General features: G+C 62.3%; 20 protein-coding genes. 11 read left to right on the forward strand and 9 right to left on the reverse strand.

Annotated elements, in window-relative coordinates; all coding sequences use genetic code 11:
* Positions 1-18: 18 nt before the first annotated feature.
* On the reverse strand, positions 19-465 hold the full coding sequence (locus NNA36_RS10225) for a c-type cytochrome (protein WP_255106924.1): 447 nt from the start codon (positions 463-465) through the stop codon (positions 19-21).
* 139 nt (positions 466-604) lie between these two features.
* Here NNA36_RS10225 and ispH point away from each other — a divergent pair, with 139 nt between their 5' ends.
* From ispH to rnhA, 5 genes are read left to right on the forward strand one after another with little or no spacing between them, the layout of a single operon-like run.
* Positions 605-1,558 carry a 4-hydroxy-3-methylbut-2-enyl diphosphate reductase gene (gene ispH, locus NNA36_RS10230; RefSeq protein ID WP_255106925.1) on the forward strand — a complete coding sequence of 318 codons (954 nt, stop codon included), beginning with the start codon at positions 605-607 and terminating at the stop codon, positions 1,556-1,558.
* Positions 1,558-2,013 (forward strand): DUF3429 domain-containing protein, encoded by a 456-nt coding sequence (locus NNA36_RS10235; RefSeq protein WP_255107238.1) that lies wholly within the window; start codon positions 1,558-1,560, stop codon positions 2,011-2,013. Before ispH ends, NNA36_RS10235 begins: the two co-directional genes overlap by 1 nt.
* 13 nt (positions 2,014-2,026) lie before the next feature.
* Entirely contained in the window at positions 2,027-2,641 is a 615-nt protein-coding gene (locus tag NNA36_RS10240; RefSeq protein WP_255106926.1) for a LysE family translocator, read from the forward strand.
* Complete coding sequence (locus NNA36_RS10245; protein ID WP_255106927.1) at positions 2,638-3,225, forward strand: class I SAM-dependent methyltransferase; 588 nt, start codon at positions 2,638-2,640, stop codon at positions 3,223-3,225. Before NNA36_RS10240 ends, NNA36_RS10245 begins: the two co-directional genes overlap by 4 nt.
* Positions 3,218-3,670: a ribonuclease HI gene (gene rnhA, locus NNA36_RS10250; RefSeq protein WP_255106928.1), complete on the forward strand. Its 453-nt coding sequence runs from the start codon at positions 3,218-3,220 to the stop codon at positions 3,668-3,670. The genes NNA36_RS10245 and rnhA overlap by 8 nt, the downstream gene beginning before the upstream one ends.
* Here rnhA and NNA36_RS10255 read toward each other — a convergent pair whose 3' ends face one another.
* The 6 genes from NNA36_RS10255 to def (NNA36_RS10280) form a co-directional block, all read right to left on the reverse strand.
* Entirely contained in the window at positions 3,671-4,414 is a 744-nt protein-coding gene (locus NNA36_RS10255; protein WP_255106929.1) for a class I SAM-dependent methyltransferase, read from the reverse strand. It lies immediately after the preceding gene.
* Positions 4,415-4,441: 27 nt separating this feature from the next.
* A complete protein-coding gene (locus NNA36_RS10260) occupies positions 4,442-5,470 on the reverse strand; it encodes a glycosyltransferase family 2 protein (protein WP_255106930.1) in 1,029 nt (342 codons plus the stop codon).
* A gap of 139 nt (positions 5,471-5,609) precedes the next feature.
* Positions 5,610-5,846 carry a hypothetical protein gene (locus NNA36_RS10265; RefSeq protein WP_255106931.1) on the reverse strand — a complete coding sequence of 79 codons (237 nt, stop codon included), beginning with the start codon at positions 5,844-5,846 and terminating at the stop codon, positions 5,610-5,612.
* A 29-nt stretch (positions 5,847-5,875) separates the two neighbouring features.
* On the reverse strand, positions 5,876-6,781 hold the full coding sequence (fmt, locus tag NNA36_RS10270; protein ID WP_255106932.1) for a methionyl-tRNA formyltransferase: 906 nt from the start codon (positions 6,779-6,781) through the stop codon (positions 5,876-5,878).
* 35 nt (positions 6,782-6,816) lie between these two features.
* Positions 6,817-7,311, reverse strand: a complete 495-nt coding sequence (def, locus tag NNA36_RS10275; protein WP_255106933.1) for a peptide deformylase — start codon at positions 7,309-7,311, stop codon at positions 6,817-6,819.
* Positions 7,308-7,820 (reverse strand): peptide deformylase, encoded by a 513-nt coding sequence (def, locus tag NNA36_RS10280; protein ID WP_255106934.1) that lies wholly within the window; start codon positions 7,818-7,820, stop codon positions 7,308-7,310. Before def (NNA36_RS10280) ends, def (NNA36_RS10275) begins: the two co-directional genes overlap by 4 nt.
* 101 nt (positions 7,821-7,921) lie before the next feature.
* On the opposite strand from def (NNA36_RS10280), the gene NNA36_RS10285 reads away from it, so the two are divergent.
* The 3 genes from NNA36_RS10285 (at position 7,922) to NNA36_RS10295 (ending at position 10,581) form a co-directional block, all read left to right on the forward strand.
* Positions 7,922-9,094 carry a MalY/PatB family protein gene (locus NNA36_RS10285; RefSeq protein ID WP_255106935.1) on the forward strand — a complete coding sequence of 391 codons (1,173 nt, stop codon included), beginning with the start codon at positions 7,922-7,924 and terminating at the stop codon, positions 9,092-9,094.
* A gap of 1 nt (position 9,095) precedes the next feature.
* Entirely contained in the window at positions 9,096-9,899 is an 804-nt protein-coding gene (locus tag NNA36_RS10290; protein ID WP_255106936.1) for a purine-nucleoside phosphorylase, read from the forward strand.
* A gap of 157 nt (positions 9,900-10,056) precedes the next feature.
* Complete coding sequence (locus tag NNA36_RS10295; RefSeq protein ID WP_255106937.1) at positions 10,057-10,581, forward strand: murein L,D-transpeptidase family protein; 525 nt, start codon at positions 10,057-10,059, stop codon at positions 10,579-10,581.
* Here the strand turns inward: NNA36_RS10295 and NNA36_RS10300 are convergent.
* Complete coding sequence (locus tag NNA36_RS10300; protein ID WP_255106938.1) at positions 10,578-10,928, reverse strand: hypothetical protein; 351 nt, start codon at positions 10,926-10,928, stop codon at positions 10,578-10,580. The two genes, NNA36_RS10295 and NNA36_RS10300, sit on opposite strands and share 4 nt — an antisense overlap.
* Before the next feature lie 182 nt (positions 10,929-11,110).
* Here NNA36_RS10300 and NNA36_RS10305 point away from each other — a divergent pair, with 182 nt between their 5' ends.
* Complete coding sequence (locus NNA36_RS10305; protein WP_255106939.1) at positions 11,111-12,085, forward strand: glutathione S-transferase family protein; 975 nt, start codon at positions 11,111-11,113, stop codon at positions 12,083-12,085.
* Between the two features lie 18 nt (positions 12,086-12,103).
* On the opposite strand, the gene NNA36_RS10310 is transcribed toward NNA36_RS10305, so the two are convergent.
* Positions 12,104-12,472 (reverse strand): response regulator transcription factor, encoded by a 369-nt coding sequence (locus NNA36_RS10310; RefSeq protein WP_255106940.1) that lies wholly within the window; start codon positions 12,470-12,472, stop codon positions 12,104-12,106.
* A gap of 192 nt (positions 12,473-12,664) precedes the next feature.
* Between NNA36_RS10310 and NNA36_RS10315 the strand changes: the two genes are divergently transcribed.
* Together NNA36_RS10315 and cbiB are read left to right on the forward strand one after the other, a co-directional pair.
* A complete protein-coding gene (locus NNA36_RS10315; protein ID WP_255106941.1) occupies positions 12,665-13,615 on the forward strand; it encodes a threonine-phosphate decarboxylase in 951 nt (316 codons plus the stop codon).
* Complete coding sequence (gene cbiB / locus NNA36_RS10320) at positions 13,612-14,520, forward strand: adenosylcobinamide-phosphate synthase CbiB (protein ID WP_255106942.1); 909 nt, start codon at positions 13,612-13,614, stop codon at positions 14,518-14,520. The genes NNA36_RS10315 and cbiB overlap by 4 nt, the downstream gene beginning before the upstream one ends.
* Positions 14,521-14,612 lie beyond the last annotated feature (92 nt).

Here is a 14,612-nt window from a genome sequence, read left to right on the forward strand (position 1 = left end):
AGGCGCCCCGGTTTTTTTCTACCCGTTGCGCTCGTTGTGCATTTTGACCACGCGCTTGGGCCAGGTGCTCTTGATATAGGCCAGCACCTCGACGATATCCGCATCGCTCAGAACGTCTTCAAAGCCCGGCATCCGGCTTTCATAGCCGTTCCCGACGATCTTTGCCGTGCCGTATTTGGTGATCATGAACAGCTGCATATCCGGATGGTGCCAGGTATGGCCGCTCGCATCATGTGGCGGGGCTTTCATCAGCCCGTCTTCGTCCGGTATCCGCCAATCCGGCTCGCCTTCAAGATTCGCCCCGTGGCACGAGGCACAGTTCTCGGCATAGATCACCTCACCCCGTTGGATCGCGCCGCGATCCTCGTAGGGCAGGAACCCCTTACCCTGTTGCGCCCCTAGGCTGACGCCAAGACCGGCCATCGCCATCGCGGCCACGCTGGCCAGGGTCCATTTCATCGACATTTCTGTCCCTCCGCTTGCAATCACCCTTTGCTAACTGGCTTCCCACACGGGAAGGAAAGTCACATTTTCGCGCGTTCGGCGGGCTGGACGTACCGCCCCCAAAGCCTTACCTGTTGGCCAAGCCACGAAAGGAACCCGCATGTCCAACCCGCCTCTGACCATCCATCTGGCCGCGCCGCGCGGGTTCTGCGCCGGGGTCGACCGCGCCATCAAGATCGTGGAAATGGCGCTCGAGAAATGGGGCGCGCCGGTCTATGTGCGCCACGAGATCGTTCATAACAAGTTTGTCGTCGACGGGCTGCGTGCCAAGGGCGCCGTCTTTGTCGAGGAACTCACCGACTGCCCGGATGACCGCCCGGTAATCTTTTCGGCGCACGGTGTCGCAAAATCCGTCCCGGCCGAGGCCCAGCGCCGCGAAATGGTCTATGTCGATGCCACCTGCCCGCTGGTCTCCAAGGTTCATATCGAGGCCGAACGGCACTCGGACAATGGTCTCCAGATCATCATGATCGGCCACGCGGGCCATCCGGAAACCATTGGCACCATGGGCCAACTGCCCGAGGGCGAAGTGCTTCTGGTCGAAACCGAAGAAGATGTCGCCACGATCGAGGTGCGCGACCCCGCAAAGCTGGCCTTCGTGACCCAGACCACCCTCTCGGTGGATGACACCATCGGCATCGTTGCCGCGCTGAACGCCCGCTTCCCCAAGATCGTCGGCCCGCATAAGGAAGACATCTGTTATGCCACCACCAACCGGCAGGAAGCGGTCAAGGCGATTGCCCCCAAGGTCGACGCTATCCTCGTTGTCGGCGCCCCGAACTCCTCGAACTCCCGCCGCCTCGTCGAAGTGGGTGCCAAGAACGGCTGCGACTACTCGCAACTCGTGCAACGCGCCGAAGACATCGACTGGCGCGCGCTGGAGGGCATCCGCCACCTTGGGATAACCGCTGGCGCCTCGGCCCCCGAAGTTCTGGTGAACGAGGTGATCGACGCCTTCCGCAGCCGCTATGACGTGACCGTCGACATCGTCGAAACCGCCGTCGAGCGGGTGAACTTCAAGGTCCCGCGCGTCCTTCGGGACATGCAGGCATGATGCTTGGTATTCCCCGCACTGCACTGCTTCTTGGGCTGACTGGTCTCCTGCCCTTTCTCGCCGGCGCGTTGACAGTGGCAACCGGCTTCGAGGTCACCACAGGCGGCGGCACCAACACATCCCCCTTCGACGTGCTTGCCAGTGGCCGCGCCCTTCTACTGCACTACGGCATTATCATTCTGGCCTTCATGTCCGGCGCGCTTTGGGGGTTCGCGGCGCGGTCCGACCAACACCTTCCCTATGTCCTCTCCGTCCTTCCGGCACTCTGGGCGCTGTTCGCCACCACCGGCCCCGAGACCGGCGCCCTTCTCAACCTCGCGCTTGGCTTTACTGCTCTTCTTGGCCTTGATGGATGGTTCATGATGCGCACCCTCGCACCACCATGGTGGCTGCGTCTGCGCCTGCTGTTGACGGCGGTGGTGGTGCCATGTTTGCTGGTCGGTGCCTTCGTCTGATACAGGAACCAACATGCTGTCTGCCCAATTCCTTCTGACCGCGCTTGTGGTGGTCATCGCGCCCGGCACTGGGGTCATTTACACGCTGGCGATGGGTCTGGGCCAGGGTCGACAGGCCGCCCTCTGGGCCGCGCTTGGCTGCACTGTTGGGATCGTGCCCAGCCTTGCCGCCGCCACCCTCGGGCTTGCCGCCGTCCTGCACACCTCGGCGCTTCTTTTCAACATCGTGAAGTTCGCGGGCGTCGCTTACCTGCTCTACCTCGCGTGGCAGGCCCTGCGGGCGGGCGGCGCACTCTCGATCAGCGCCGAACGCGGCGGGGAACGCGGTCTTGTCATCGCCCGCCGCGCCGCGCTCATCAATATCCTGAACCCCAAGCTCTCGGTGTTTTTTCTCGCACTCCTGCCGCCCTTCCTGTCGGGCAACGCGGCAACCGCGACGATGGAAATGGCCCTGCTCGGCGGGGTCTTCATGGCGATGACCTTCGCGGTCTTCGTTCTCTATGGCCTGTTCGCCGCCAAGGCCCGTGACCTCATTCTCTCAAGCGCCCGCGTCATGGCCTGGCTGAACCGTGGCTTTGCCGCCATCTTCGTCGCCCTCGCAGGGCGCCTTGCACTGGAACGCGCATGAAGGATCGTGAAACCGTCGACGTCTATTCCCGCAAGGCCGAAGTCTATGCCGACCTGCCGATGACGCAGGAACAGACCGACGCGCTCGACATGTTCACCGCCGGCCTTGCCCCCGGCGCGCATATTCTCGACCTAGGTTGCGGCCCCGGCATTCACACCCTCGAACTGATGCAACGCGGCTTTAGTGCCTGCGCTATCGACGCCACTCCCGCCTTTGTCGACGCCGCCCGCGCCCGCGGCGTGGATGCCCACTTCGGCACATTTGACGACCTGACCGAAGAAGATGCCTATGACGGCATCTGGGCCAGCTTCTCTCTGTTGCACGCCCCCAAGGCCGATTTCCCCCGCCACATCGCCGCCTGCAAACGCGCCTTGCGCGACGGCGGCTGCCTGTTCCTTGGCCTGAAACTCGGCGAAGGCGAACACCGCGACGATCTCGGGCGCTTCTATGCCTTTTATACCCAAGACGAACTGCGCGGGATCCTGACCGATGCGGGGTTTGACCGCTTGCAGAGCCGGACAGGAAAGGGCAAAGGGCTGGCCGGAACCATTGACCCTTTCATTCTGCTGACCGCCCATGCCTGATCTTTTTGCCTATACCGACGGAGCCTGCTCTGGAAACCCCGGCCCCGGGGGATGGGGTGTCCTGATGCGCGCGATGGATGGCGACACCGTCGTCAAGGAACGCGAGCTTTCGGGGGGCGACGCCGCCACCACCAACAACCAGATGGAGCTCATGGCCGCCATCATGGCGCTCGAGACGCTGTCGAAACCGTCGAAAATCACCGTCGTCACCGACAGCGCCTACGTCAAGAACGGCGTCACCGGCTGGATTTTCGGCTGGAAACGGAACGGCTGGAAGACCTCGTCGAAGAAGCCGGTCAAGAACGTCGAACTCTGGCAGCGCCTTGACGCCGCCCAGGCCCGTCATGACGTGACATGGGAATGGGTCAAGGGCCACGCCGGCCACCCCGAGAACGAGAAAGCCGACGAACTCGCCCGCGCGGGCATGGCGCCCTTCAAACGCTGATCACTCGGCCGCCTGCCAGCGCTGTTCATAATCCGTCTGGTAGACCCGCACCTCGCCATCCGCCTCTTCTGCGGGCTTGCGCACTGCATAGTCGAGGATCGTGCTGGTATTGGGCAGGTTGCCCACGATACGCGGCCGCACACCGGTCTGGTTCGGGTTCGACGGCCGGATCGAGCGATGCGCATACATCGGCAACAGCGGCTGCAAACGGCACTCCAGAACCTCGTAACCAAGCGTCTTTTCCCAGAAGCCGAACACCATTTCCGGGCAGATCTGGTAGAAGCCGTGGTTGATCCAGTTGTTGCAGGGCGAATGCCCGATCAAAACCCCGCCGGGCTTGAGCATCTTGTGGATGTTGCGATAGGCCGTCGGCAGATCGAAGATGTGTTCGCAGGTACCTCCGTCATAGACCACATCGAACCGCCCATGCAGCTCTTCCGGCAACTCGCCGCCAAGATCCTGAACGATGCTCGCGTTTTCGAAATGCGAGATGTCCATTGAATCCACCTGGTCGAAACCGATCTTGCGAAAAAAGGTCTCGGAATAGGCGTCGTCGCTATTGCGCAGATCATCTTCGCTGACGCCCGGCAGGTACTGCGCCAGCGCCTTGTCGAACATATCCGCCGACCGCTTGCGCCGCCGACCGACCCAGCGTTGCCGCCCAAGCATCACCACGTTGCCCGAAAGCTCGTGTTCCTTCACGTATTCGAGAATACGCACTGCAAGAATATCAGAAATTGCCATTGCCACCCTCCGGCCTGGACGTTCCCGTTACGCGGCCTTGGTGGCCGTGTCGCTTTCCGGTGCCGACTGCGCATCAAGTGCCTTGAGGAACTCTTTGCAGCGGTCATCGCGCCGCGCCTTGCGCGCCATGCGGCGGGCCCAGTCAAAGGCCCCCTCGTGGTGCTTGCGCAGCGCCTCGTCCTGCGCCAGCAGACGGTTGCGGTACAGTTCCGCAGCAAAGAAATTCTCGGCCAGCGCGGTATCTTCCTCATCGTTGCGATCGAACTTTTTCCAGTAGGACATTTCGATCGTGCCGTGCTGGTGGTTGGCACGGCCCCGGCGTTGCTTGTTCAGGAAGGCATCCAGCGACCGCAGCGCATAGTGGTTCAGCTGCGCCACCTCGTAACCATAGGTGTCGCGCACGAACAGCGCCCCGGAAAGTTCGTCCTCGGGCAGCGGCGTGCCGTCCGGCAGCACCCAGTTGATCGGCGCGTGCTGCTGGGTCAGGAACGGACGGTGTACGCCCATCCGGTCAAACCGCGTCTTGTCGTTCCTGAACAGGGTTTTGAAAAAGCGGTGTTCGCCCGGCTTGCCCTCAAGGGGCTGGGCACGGGTAAAGCAAAGCGGCACCGGATCGTCCGAAATCTCTGTCACGTCCGCGTTTCCGAAAATCCGCCAGGGAAAGGAAATCGCATCCGCCTCGGGGTTGGCTTCCAGCAGGGCCTGGAACGTCCCGTCGCCAACCTTGATCTGGAGGTATTCATCCACATCCACGACCAGGATCCAGTCGGCCTCGCGCACCGAAGGCTCATGCTCGGCCCACATCAGTGCGCTTTTGTGCGGCCCACGGCGCATCACGCGGTTGAAACGATGGTGTACCTCGCCCATGGCATTCAACCGACGCAGGATATGGTCAGTTGGATCAGAGACGTCGTTGGTAAAGACCACGATGTCGGTTGCACCAAGAGATTTATAGTGGGCCACCCAGTCGAGGATATAGGCACCCTCGTCCTTCATGGTGGTGACCACGGTTACTTTGGGCGCGGTTGCACCGCCCCGGAATCCGAAGAAAGCCACTGCTTCTGCCTCTTTCTGCTCTGCGACCGTTTTTGTTTTTTGATGGTCGCTTGATCGCCCAAAGGTAGCGCGTCGACAGCTTTTCGTAAACCTTGTTAATAGAAATTTAACCTATGCGTGATCGCGCAATAGGTCAGCGTTACTTGCGAAAATGCGTTGGCACGATCACCAGCGCCCCGATGGACGCGATGATGGCATTCAGCCCCGGACTGCCAAATCCGATATGAAACATCCGCGTGACCATAAAGAACAGAAACGCACCGCCGACGCAGATGATGATCGAGGGAATATAGCCGTTCTTGGTGAACCCCGATCGTTCCGACGCATAGCCGATGATACCCGCGATGATCACGGTCCCGAAAAACGTAAAGAACATCCGCCGGTCCTCCCCCGCCTGATCACACCCTAAAGCTGCGCGCCCTTGGCCACAGGGAACCCGCGCAGGAACACATCTGCATCCTGCGCGCCTTTGCCCGCCCGTTGCAAGCGCAACAGCTGCACCGCGCCCTCGCCACAGGCCACGGTCAGGGCATCATCCAGCACCGCACCCGCAGCGCCGCCGCCCTCAACCAGCCGCGACGCCAGCAGCTTTACGCGCTGGCCCTCAATCTCGCACCAAGCGCCCGGAAAGGGAGAAAGCCCCCGGATCTTGCGATCAACCTCAACCGCCGGCGCGGCCCAATCCACCTTGGCCTCGGACTTGTCGATCTTGTGGGCATAGGTCACGCCCGCTTCCGGCTGCACCTCTGGCTGCAGGTCATCCAACTGCGCCAGCGCATCGACAATCGCCGCCGCCCCGATGTCGGACAAACGGTCATGCAGGCTGGCCGTGGTCTCTTCGGCCCCGATCGCTGTCTCACGCCGCAGCAGAACCGGCCCCGTGTCCAGCCCCGCTTCCATCTGCATGATGCAGACGCCGGTTTCCGCGTCGCCCGCCATGATCGCGCGATGGATCGGCGCGGCCCCGCGCCAGCGCGGCAACAGGCTCGCGTGGATATTCAGACAACCGCGCTCCGGCGCATCCAGAACCGCCTGCGGCAGCAACAGGCCATAGGCCACGACGACCGCCACATCCGCCTGCAACGCCGCCAGCGCCGCCTGTTCGTCTGCCCCCTTGAGAGACACCGGATGGCGCACTTCGAACCCCAGCTCCAGCGCGCGGGCATGGACCGGCGTCGGGCGCTCTTTCTTGCCCCGCCCCGCCGGACGCGGCGGCTGGCAGTAGACGGCGGCAATCTCGTGACCGGCCGCGACCAGCGCATCCAGAACCGGAACCGAAAACTCCGGGGTTCCCATAAAGATAACGCGCATCCGCCGCTCCCTAACTGTTGGTCAGACCTGCCGCCTCAGCGCAGCTTCCTGGCTTTCTTGATCAGCATGTCCCGCTTCACCTTGCTCAGGTGATCGAAATACATCTTGCCGTTCACATGGTCGATCTGGTGCTGCACGCTGGTCGCCCACAGCCCCACGAAATCCTTGCGCGTGATGATCCCGTTCTCGTCCATATAGCGCACCGTCACGGCACGCGGACGCTTGATCACCGCCGACACGCCAGGCAGGTTCGGGCTGGCCTCGTCATGATCGCGAAACTCGATCGAACTGTGCAGGATTTCGGGATTCGCCATGCGCACGGCCTTGCCGCGTTCCTCGCTGGCATCCACCACGATCAGACGCCGCAGCACCCCGATCTGGTTGGCCCCCATACCGACGCCCGGCATCGCTTCCATCGTGTCGATCAGATCATCCCAGACCTGGCGGTCTTCGTCGGTCAGCTCGTCCACGTCTTCCGCCGCCGTGCGCAACCGCTTGTCCGGCCAGGGAATACACTTGCGAACCGTCATACCCGTGCCCGCTCACGCTTGAGCTTCTGCGACTTGCGGGTCATCATCTGCCGCTTCATCGGGCCAAGATAATCAATGAACAGCTTGCCGTTTAGGTGATCGATCTCGTGCTGCACGCAGGTCGCCCAAAGCCCGTCGAAATCCTTTTCCTGCGGATTGCCCTTCTCGTCGATCCAGCCCACGCGCACTTCTTTCGGGCGGGTGACCTCGGCAAACTGCTCAGGTATCGACAGACAGCCTTCCTCGTAGACATTGGTCTCATCCGAAGAGGCAAGGATTTCCGGGTTGAACATGACCAGCGGCTCGGGATCACCATCCTTGACGCAATCCAGCACGATCAGCCGCTCAAGCACACCCACCTGCGGCGCGGCAAGGCCGACGCCCGGCGCATCATACATGGTGGCCAGCATATCCTTGGCCAGCGCAAGACGGTCGTCCGACAGATCGGCAACAGCATCACAGGTCTTTTTCAGACGCGGATCGGGGTGGATCAGAATGGGCAGTATCATGGCCCCCATCTAGGCCAAGCGGGCCTGTCATGCAACGCCCCCTTGCACCTGCCGCGCAATCCGCTAGCGTCAGCCTGTCAAACAGCAGGGGAAACGTGAGCATGAGTTTCGACGAGGTCATCAACCGGTTCGGCACCCACTCGGTCAAGTGGGACATGATGGAGAAAATCTACGGCGTGCCTGCCGACGACGGCATCGCCATGTGGGTCGCCGATATGGACTTCCGTCCGCCACAGTGCATCTCGGACGCCATCGGCAAGATGCACGACCACGGCGTCTATGGCTACTACGGGGATGAAACACCCTACAAGGACGCGATCTGCTGGTGGATGGAAAACCGCCACGGATGGAAAGTCGACCCCGGCGCGATCTTCACCACCCATGGCCTCGTCAACGGCACCGGCATGTGTGTCGACGCCTATACCCAACCCGGCGACGGTGTCGTTCTGTTCACCCCGGTCTACCACGCCTTTGCCCGCGTGATCTCGGCCGCGGGCCGTCAGGTGGTGGAATGCCAGCTGGTCAACAACGACGGCCGCTACGAAATGGACTTCGACGCCTACGACGCGCAGATGCAGGGCCACGAGAAAATGGTCATCCTCTGCTCGCCGCACAATCCCGGCGGCCGCGTCTGGAGCCGTGAAGAGCTCCAGGGCGTTGCAGATTTCGCCAAGCGCCACGACCTCATTCTGGTGTCTGACGAAATCCACCACGATCTGGTCTACCCCGGCCACACCCACATCCCCATGACCAACGTCGACGGCTCGATCCTCGACCGGCTGGTGATGATGACCGCCACCACCAAGACCTTCAACATCGCCGGCTCGCATTCCGGCAACGTGATCATCCCCGACGAAGCCCTGCGCGCCCGTTTCGCCGCACGCATGGCCGCGCTTGGCCTGTCGCCCAACTCTTTCGGCCTGTTCATGGCCGAAGCCGCCTATAGCCCCGAAGGCGCGGCCTGGGTCGATGATCTGGTCCAGTACCTCGACGGCAACCGCAAGCTGCTCGATGACGCCATCGCCAAGATCCCGGGGCTCAGCTCCATGCCGCTCGAGGCCACCTACCTCAGCTGGGTGGACTTCTCCGGCACCGGCATGATCCGCGAGGAATTCACCCGCCGCGTGGAACAGGGCGCGCGCATCGCCGTCAACCACGGGCCCACCTTCGGCACCGGCGGCGAGAGCTTCCTGCGGTTCAACATCGCCACCCCGCGTAGCCTTGTCCAACAGGCCTGTGAACGCCTCGCCGACGCCTTCTCGGACCTGCAATAACATGAGCACCGCCGAGGCCCTCGCCGCCATTCGCAACCGTATGGACACCCCAACCGCCAAGGTCGGGTTCATCCTTGGCTCGGGCCTCGGGCACCTGGCCGATCTGGTTGCGGGCACCGCCATCGACTATTCCGACCTGCCCGGCTTTCCCCACGCGGGCGTGTCCGGCCACAACCCCAAGCTGGTGATCGGCAAGCTCGAAGGTGTCGATGTCGCGATCCTTGGCGGGCGCGAACACTACTATGAAAACGGCCGCGCCGATGCCATGCGCGTGCCGCTTGAAGTGCTGGCCGAGCTTGGCGTCGACACGCTGTTTGCCACCAACGCCTGCGGCTCGTTCCTGCCGGAAATTCCGCCCGGCAACCTGATGCTGCTGAACGACCACATCAACTATTCCGGCCGCAGCCCCCTGATCGGCGAACCCACCGACCGCCGCTTCGTCAACCTCACCAACGCCTATGACCCGGACCTGCGCGCCCGGCTTCAGGCCGCGGCAGAGGCCGAAGGCATTCCGCTCAAGGAAGGCGTCTACGCCTGGTACTCAGGCCCGAATTTCGAAACCCCGGCCGAAATCCGGATGCTGAAACTGCTTGGCGCGGATGCGGTGGGCATGTCCACCGTGCCCGAGGTGATCTTGGGCCGCTTCCTCGACATGAAATGCTGCGCGATCTCGGTCGTGACCAATATGGCCGCCGGTCTTGGCAACGAACACATCAGCCACGAGCACACCAAGGCCAGCGCCCCCATCGGCGCAGCCAAGCTGGAACGGATCATCAAACGCGTCCTGCCCACGCTGGCCCAATGATTTTCTAGAAAATCATGCCCACCGGAAAGTCTTGCCAAAGACTTTCCCCCTCACCCTCACGCGCGATTTGCCGCCGAAATCCGGCGTCACGCCAAAAGCACCTTCCCCTCGCATCCCCCCCAAGGCTAATTCTCGGTCAGTCCATGACGAGTGCCCGATGTCCCGCCTTCTCCGTTTTCTCTGCCTGTTCGCGATCCTCGCCGGGGCGTGGCTGTTGCTGCAACGTCCGGCCACGCCGCCGCCCCCCCTCGCGCCCCTGACCGAACAGATCGATCGTATCCTGGTCGAGAAAGCCGCTCGCCGCCTCACCGTCTATCGCGGACAAGAGGCGATCCGCAGCTATGACATCGCGCTTGGCTTTACCCCCGAAGGCGACAAGCAGGTCGAAGGTGATGGCAAGACGCCCGAAGGCCATTTCACCATCAACCGCCGCAACCCGCAAAGCAGCTATCACCTCTCGCTCGGCATCAATTACCCGCAGCCCGAAGACATCGCCTTTGCCCGCACACTGAACCAATCCGCCGGCGGTGACATCTTCATTCACGGCCAGCCCAACAGCCTGCCCAAGGCCATCACCCTTCCGGGCGACTGGACGGCAGGCTGTATCGCCGTGTCGAATGCGGAAATAGAAGAGCTGTGGCGGATCACGCCCAACGGAACACCCGTCGAGATCCGCCCCTAGGACTTCGCGATCAACGCTACGGGCGCGTTCTCGCCCTTGAAGTAATCAGCCGGAGGGCGATCCTCGGCGGCGGTCGAGCGCTTGAACTCATAGTGCATCACGTCACCGTCCTCTTCCGAGGCCACGATCAGGCACTGGTAGACATGTCGTCCGCCATCATACAGATCGACAAATCCGCGCAGGTGCGGAGCATCCACGATATCCAGCGTGAAACCGCTTTCGCGAAACTTCAGCACGCGGAAAGACTGGCCATCGGCCTCGACCCGCATCTTGCTGCTTTTCTTCATGCTTTTCTTGCGGGCCGCATCCAGACCCGCCTGTACTTCTTTGGGGACCCAAGTCGACATTGTGCAATTCTCCATCCTTGCCCGTAGGGTCACCCATCCTATTGAACTGCGTCAAGAAAACTTTCCATGACATGACGGCAACTGTGCATATGCGCGCAACTCCTTTGCGCCCTGTTGCGTTTTCACATCACCGAAGCCGCGCTACCTCTGGGAGAAAGCAACATGCGTGAATGGAGATTCTCATGGGCCTTCTGGTTGACGGCAAGTGGCACGACACATGGTACGACACGAAGTCTTCGGGCGGAAAATTCATCCGCTCCGAAGCGCAGTTTCGCAACTGGATCACTACCGACGGCAGCGCCGGCCCGTCGGGTGAAGGCGGGTTTGCCGCCGAATCCGGGCGCTACCATCTCTATGTGTCCTACGCCTGCCCCTGGGCGCACCGCACCCTGATCTTCCGCCAACTCAAGGGCCTGACCGATCACATCTCTGTTTCGGTGGTGCATCCCGACATGCTGACCGAAGGCTGGACCTTCGAGACCGATGACCACGGTGCCACGGGCGATACGCTGTTCGGCAGCGACCACGCCCACCAGATCTATACCCGTGCCGACGCCACCTATTCGGGCCGCGTCACCGTGCCGATCCTCTGGGACAAACAGCGCAACACCATCGTCTCCAACGAAAGCTCCGAGATCATCCGCATGCTGAACTCGGCCTTCGACCACATCACCGGCAACACCCATGACTACTGGCCGGAAGACATGCGCGAACCCATCGAGTGCATCAACGAACGCATCTACGACACCTTCAACAACGGCGTCTACAAATGCGGTTTCGCCACCTCGCAAGAGGCCTATGACGCGGCCATCACCCCGCTGTTTGACACGCTCGACTGGCTCGAAGACATCCTGTCCGAACATCGCTACCTGCTGGGCGATGTCCTGACCGAAGCCGACTGGCGCCTGTTCACCACGCTGATCCGTTTCGATCCGGTCTATCACCTGCATTTCAAATGCAACCGCAAGCGGCTGATCGATTATCCCAACCTCTGGGCCTATACCCGCGAACTCTACCAGATGCCGGGCATTGCCGAGACAGTGAACATGCAGCACATCGTGCGCCATTATCACTACAGCCACGACACCATCAATCCGCACCGCATTATCCCGATCAACCCCGACCTGGACTATACGGAGCCGCATGGTCGCGGCTAAGCTTGGCTGATGCACGGTTCAGACCCGAGCTGCCTCGCCATAGTGGGCAACCATTGCGGCAAGATCCTCCGGCGGCGTGCCGGACTGAACGAAAGCACAGGCATTGGCGCTGTGGTTGAAGATCGACCCGTCCGAGAAGAACGAGGTGTTGGTCACAAAGATGACCCGCGCCTCGGGCCGCCGATAGCTTGCGAAATCCGCAATCGCCAGCGCCGCGCCTTCAGCCAGAACGAGATCAAGAACGATAATGTCGAACCCCAGCATACGCAGGGCGTGGATGGCGTCGGCCTGATCGCAGGCCAGCACCACCTCGGCCCCCGTTCGCTGCAGATGACGCATCCAGATACGCCCCAGGTTCGGGTCACTCTCGACAATCAATACCCGCATCGACATCCCCCTCAGACACTTTCTGCGGCTTCAGAAACTGGTTAACTCACTAACCACTCTGATCTGTCCCGAATTTACTAACAATTCGTTAACGCCGCCTTAACCAAGCCGCTTCGGCCACAGCACCACGCGCAATGCTTGCCAAATCGGCGCTTTTCCGTTTGAAGGCGCTAAGGCGACAGGGAGGTCACCATGCCGGATTCGCACCAGACAACGCCCCGCGATCACGGGGGCGGCCTTGATGCCGCGATGGCCCGCTTTGGCGGCACCCGCGCGGATTGGCTGGATCTGTCCACCGGCATCAACCCGGTGCCCTATCCGGTCGGTGCTGTCTCTGACACCGCCTGGAACGCCCTGCCGGACCGCGACGCACAAAATGGCCTTCTCGATGCTGCCCGCCAGTTCTGGAATGTCCCCGATGGGGCCGGCATCATCGCCGCCCACGGTGCCTCGGCGCTGATTGCCCGCATGCCCGCGCTGGCCGCACCGGGCATCGTCGACATTCCGACACCAACCTACAACGAACACGCCGCCGCCTTCACCGCGCAGGGCTGGCAGCTAGGCGAAACCGCGCCCTCTGCCCGCGTGCTGGTGCATCCCAACAACCCCACCGGCCACCTCTGGTCCCAATCCGATCTCACTGCGCCGCTGACCATCGTCGACGAGAGTTTCTGCGACGTGACACCGGACCACAGCCTGATCCATCACGCCGACCAAACGGGCCGCGTGGTGCTCAAGAGCTTTGGCAAGTTCTGGGGCCTTGCCGGACTGCGCCTTGGCTTTGCTATTGCACGCCCCGACACCATCCAGCGCCTGACCGACCTGACCGGCCCCTGGGCCGTGTCCGGACCCGCGCTGGAAATCGGCACCCGCGCCCTGACCGATCACGACTGGGCCAATGCCACCCGCAACCGCCTTGCCGATGACACCCGTCGCCTTGACGCCTTGATGGCCGGCAAAGGGGCCGCGCTGGTGGGCGGCACCACCCTGTTCCGCCTTTACGAGGTGGAAGATGCTCAGGCCTGGCAGGACAAGCTGGCCCGCGCCCATGTCTGGAGCCGCATCTTCCCCTATTCGAAAACCTTCCTGCGCCTCGGCCTGCCCGCGCCTGACCGCTGGGACCAACTCGAAGCCGCCCTATGAACACTGCCGAAATCCTCCTTCTCGCGCTGCTTCTGGATGCACTCCTTGGCGAACCCCGCTGGCTCTGGGATCGCTTTCCGCATCCGGCGGTCCTGATGGGCCGCGTGATCGGTGCCGCGGACAAACGGTTCAACACGGGCAGCGCCCGCATCCTCAAAGGGGGGGTGCTGATCGCTGCACTGGTGCTTGCCATGCTGCTGCTTGGCAAATTCATCGCGCTGTTCGGCTGGTTGCCACAACTCTTGCTGGCAGCCATTCTTCTCGCCCAACGCTCGCTGGTCGATCACGTCCGCGCCGTGGGCAAGGCCCTGCGCCTGTCGCTGGGCGATGGCCGTCGCGCGGTCGCCATGATCGTCAGCCGCGATACGGCGCAGATGGATCAAAGCGCGGTCACCCGTTCCGCCATCGAATCCGCGGCCGAGAACCTCTCGGACGGGATCGTTGCTCCTGCCTTCTGGTTCCTGATCGGCGGCCTTCCCGGCTTGCTGATCTACAAGATCGTCAACACCGCCGACAGCATGATCGGCTACCGGACCGCGCGCCACGAGGAATTCGGCAAGGCATCAGCCCGCCTTGACGATGTGCTGAACTGGATTCCCGCACGCCTCACCGGTGTCCTGATCGCCGCAACCCACCATGGCCTCGGACAGTGGCAAGACATCCGCAGCGACGCCGCCAAACACCGCTCGCCCAACGCCGGCTGGCCGGAATCGGCCATGGCCCGCGCCCTGAACGCCGCCATCGCAGGGCCCCGCGCCTATGACGGTGAAATGCGCGACTTTCCCTTCGTGAACCCCGATGGCCGCCGCACCCTCGGACCCGCCGACATCGACGCCACCTGCACCGCGCTGTGGAAGACATGGGGCGCGATGACCGCCATCATCTTGTTGATCGCGCTGTTCTGATCGGCATCACGGACGCGCCCGACATCAAACTTTTGATTCAAGTTTTTCGCGAAACGTTTTAGGGTCGCGGCACATTCGTTAACGAGGATCCC

This window comes from Shimia sp. CNT1-13L.2 (assembly GCF_024331145.1).
Lineage (GTDB): Bacteria > Pseudomonadota > Alphaproteobacteria > Rhodobacterales > Rhodobacteraceae > Shimia.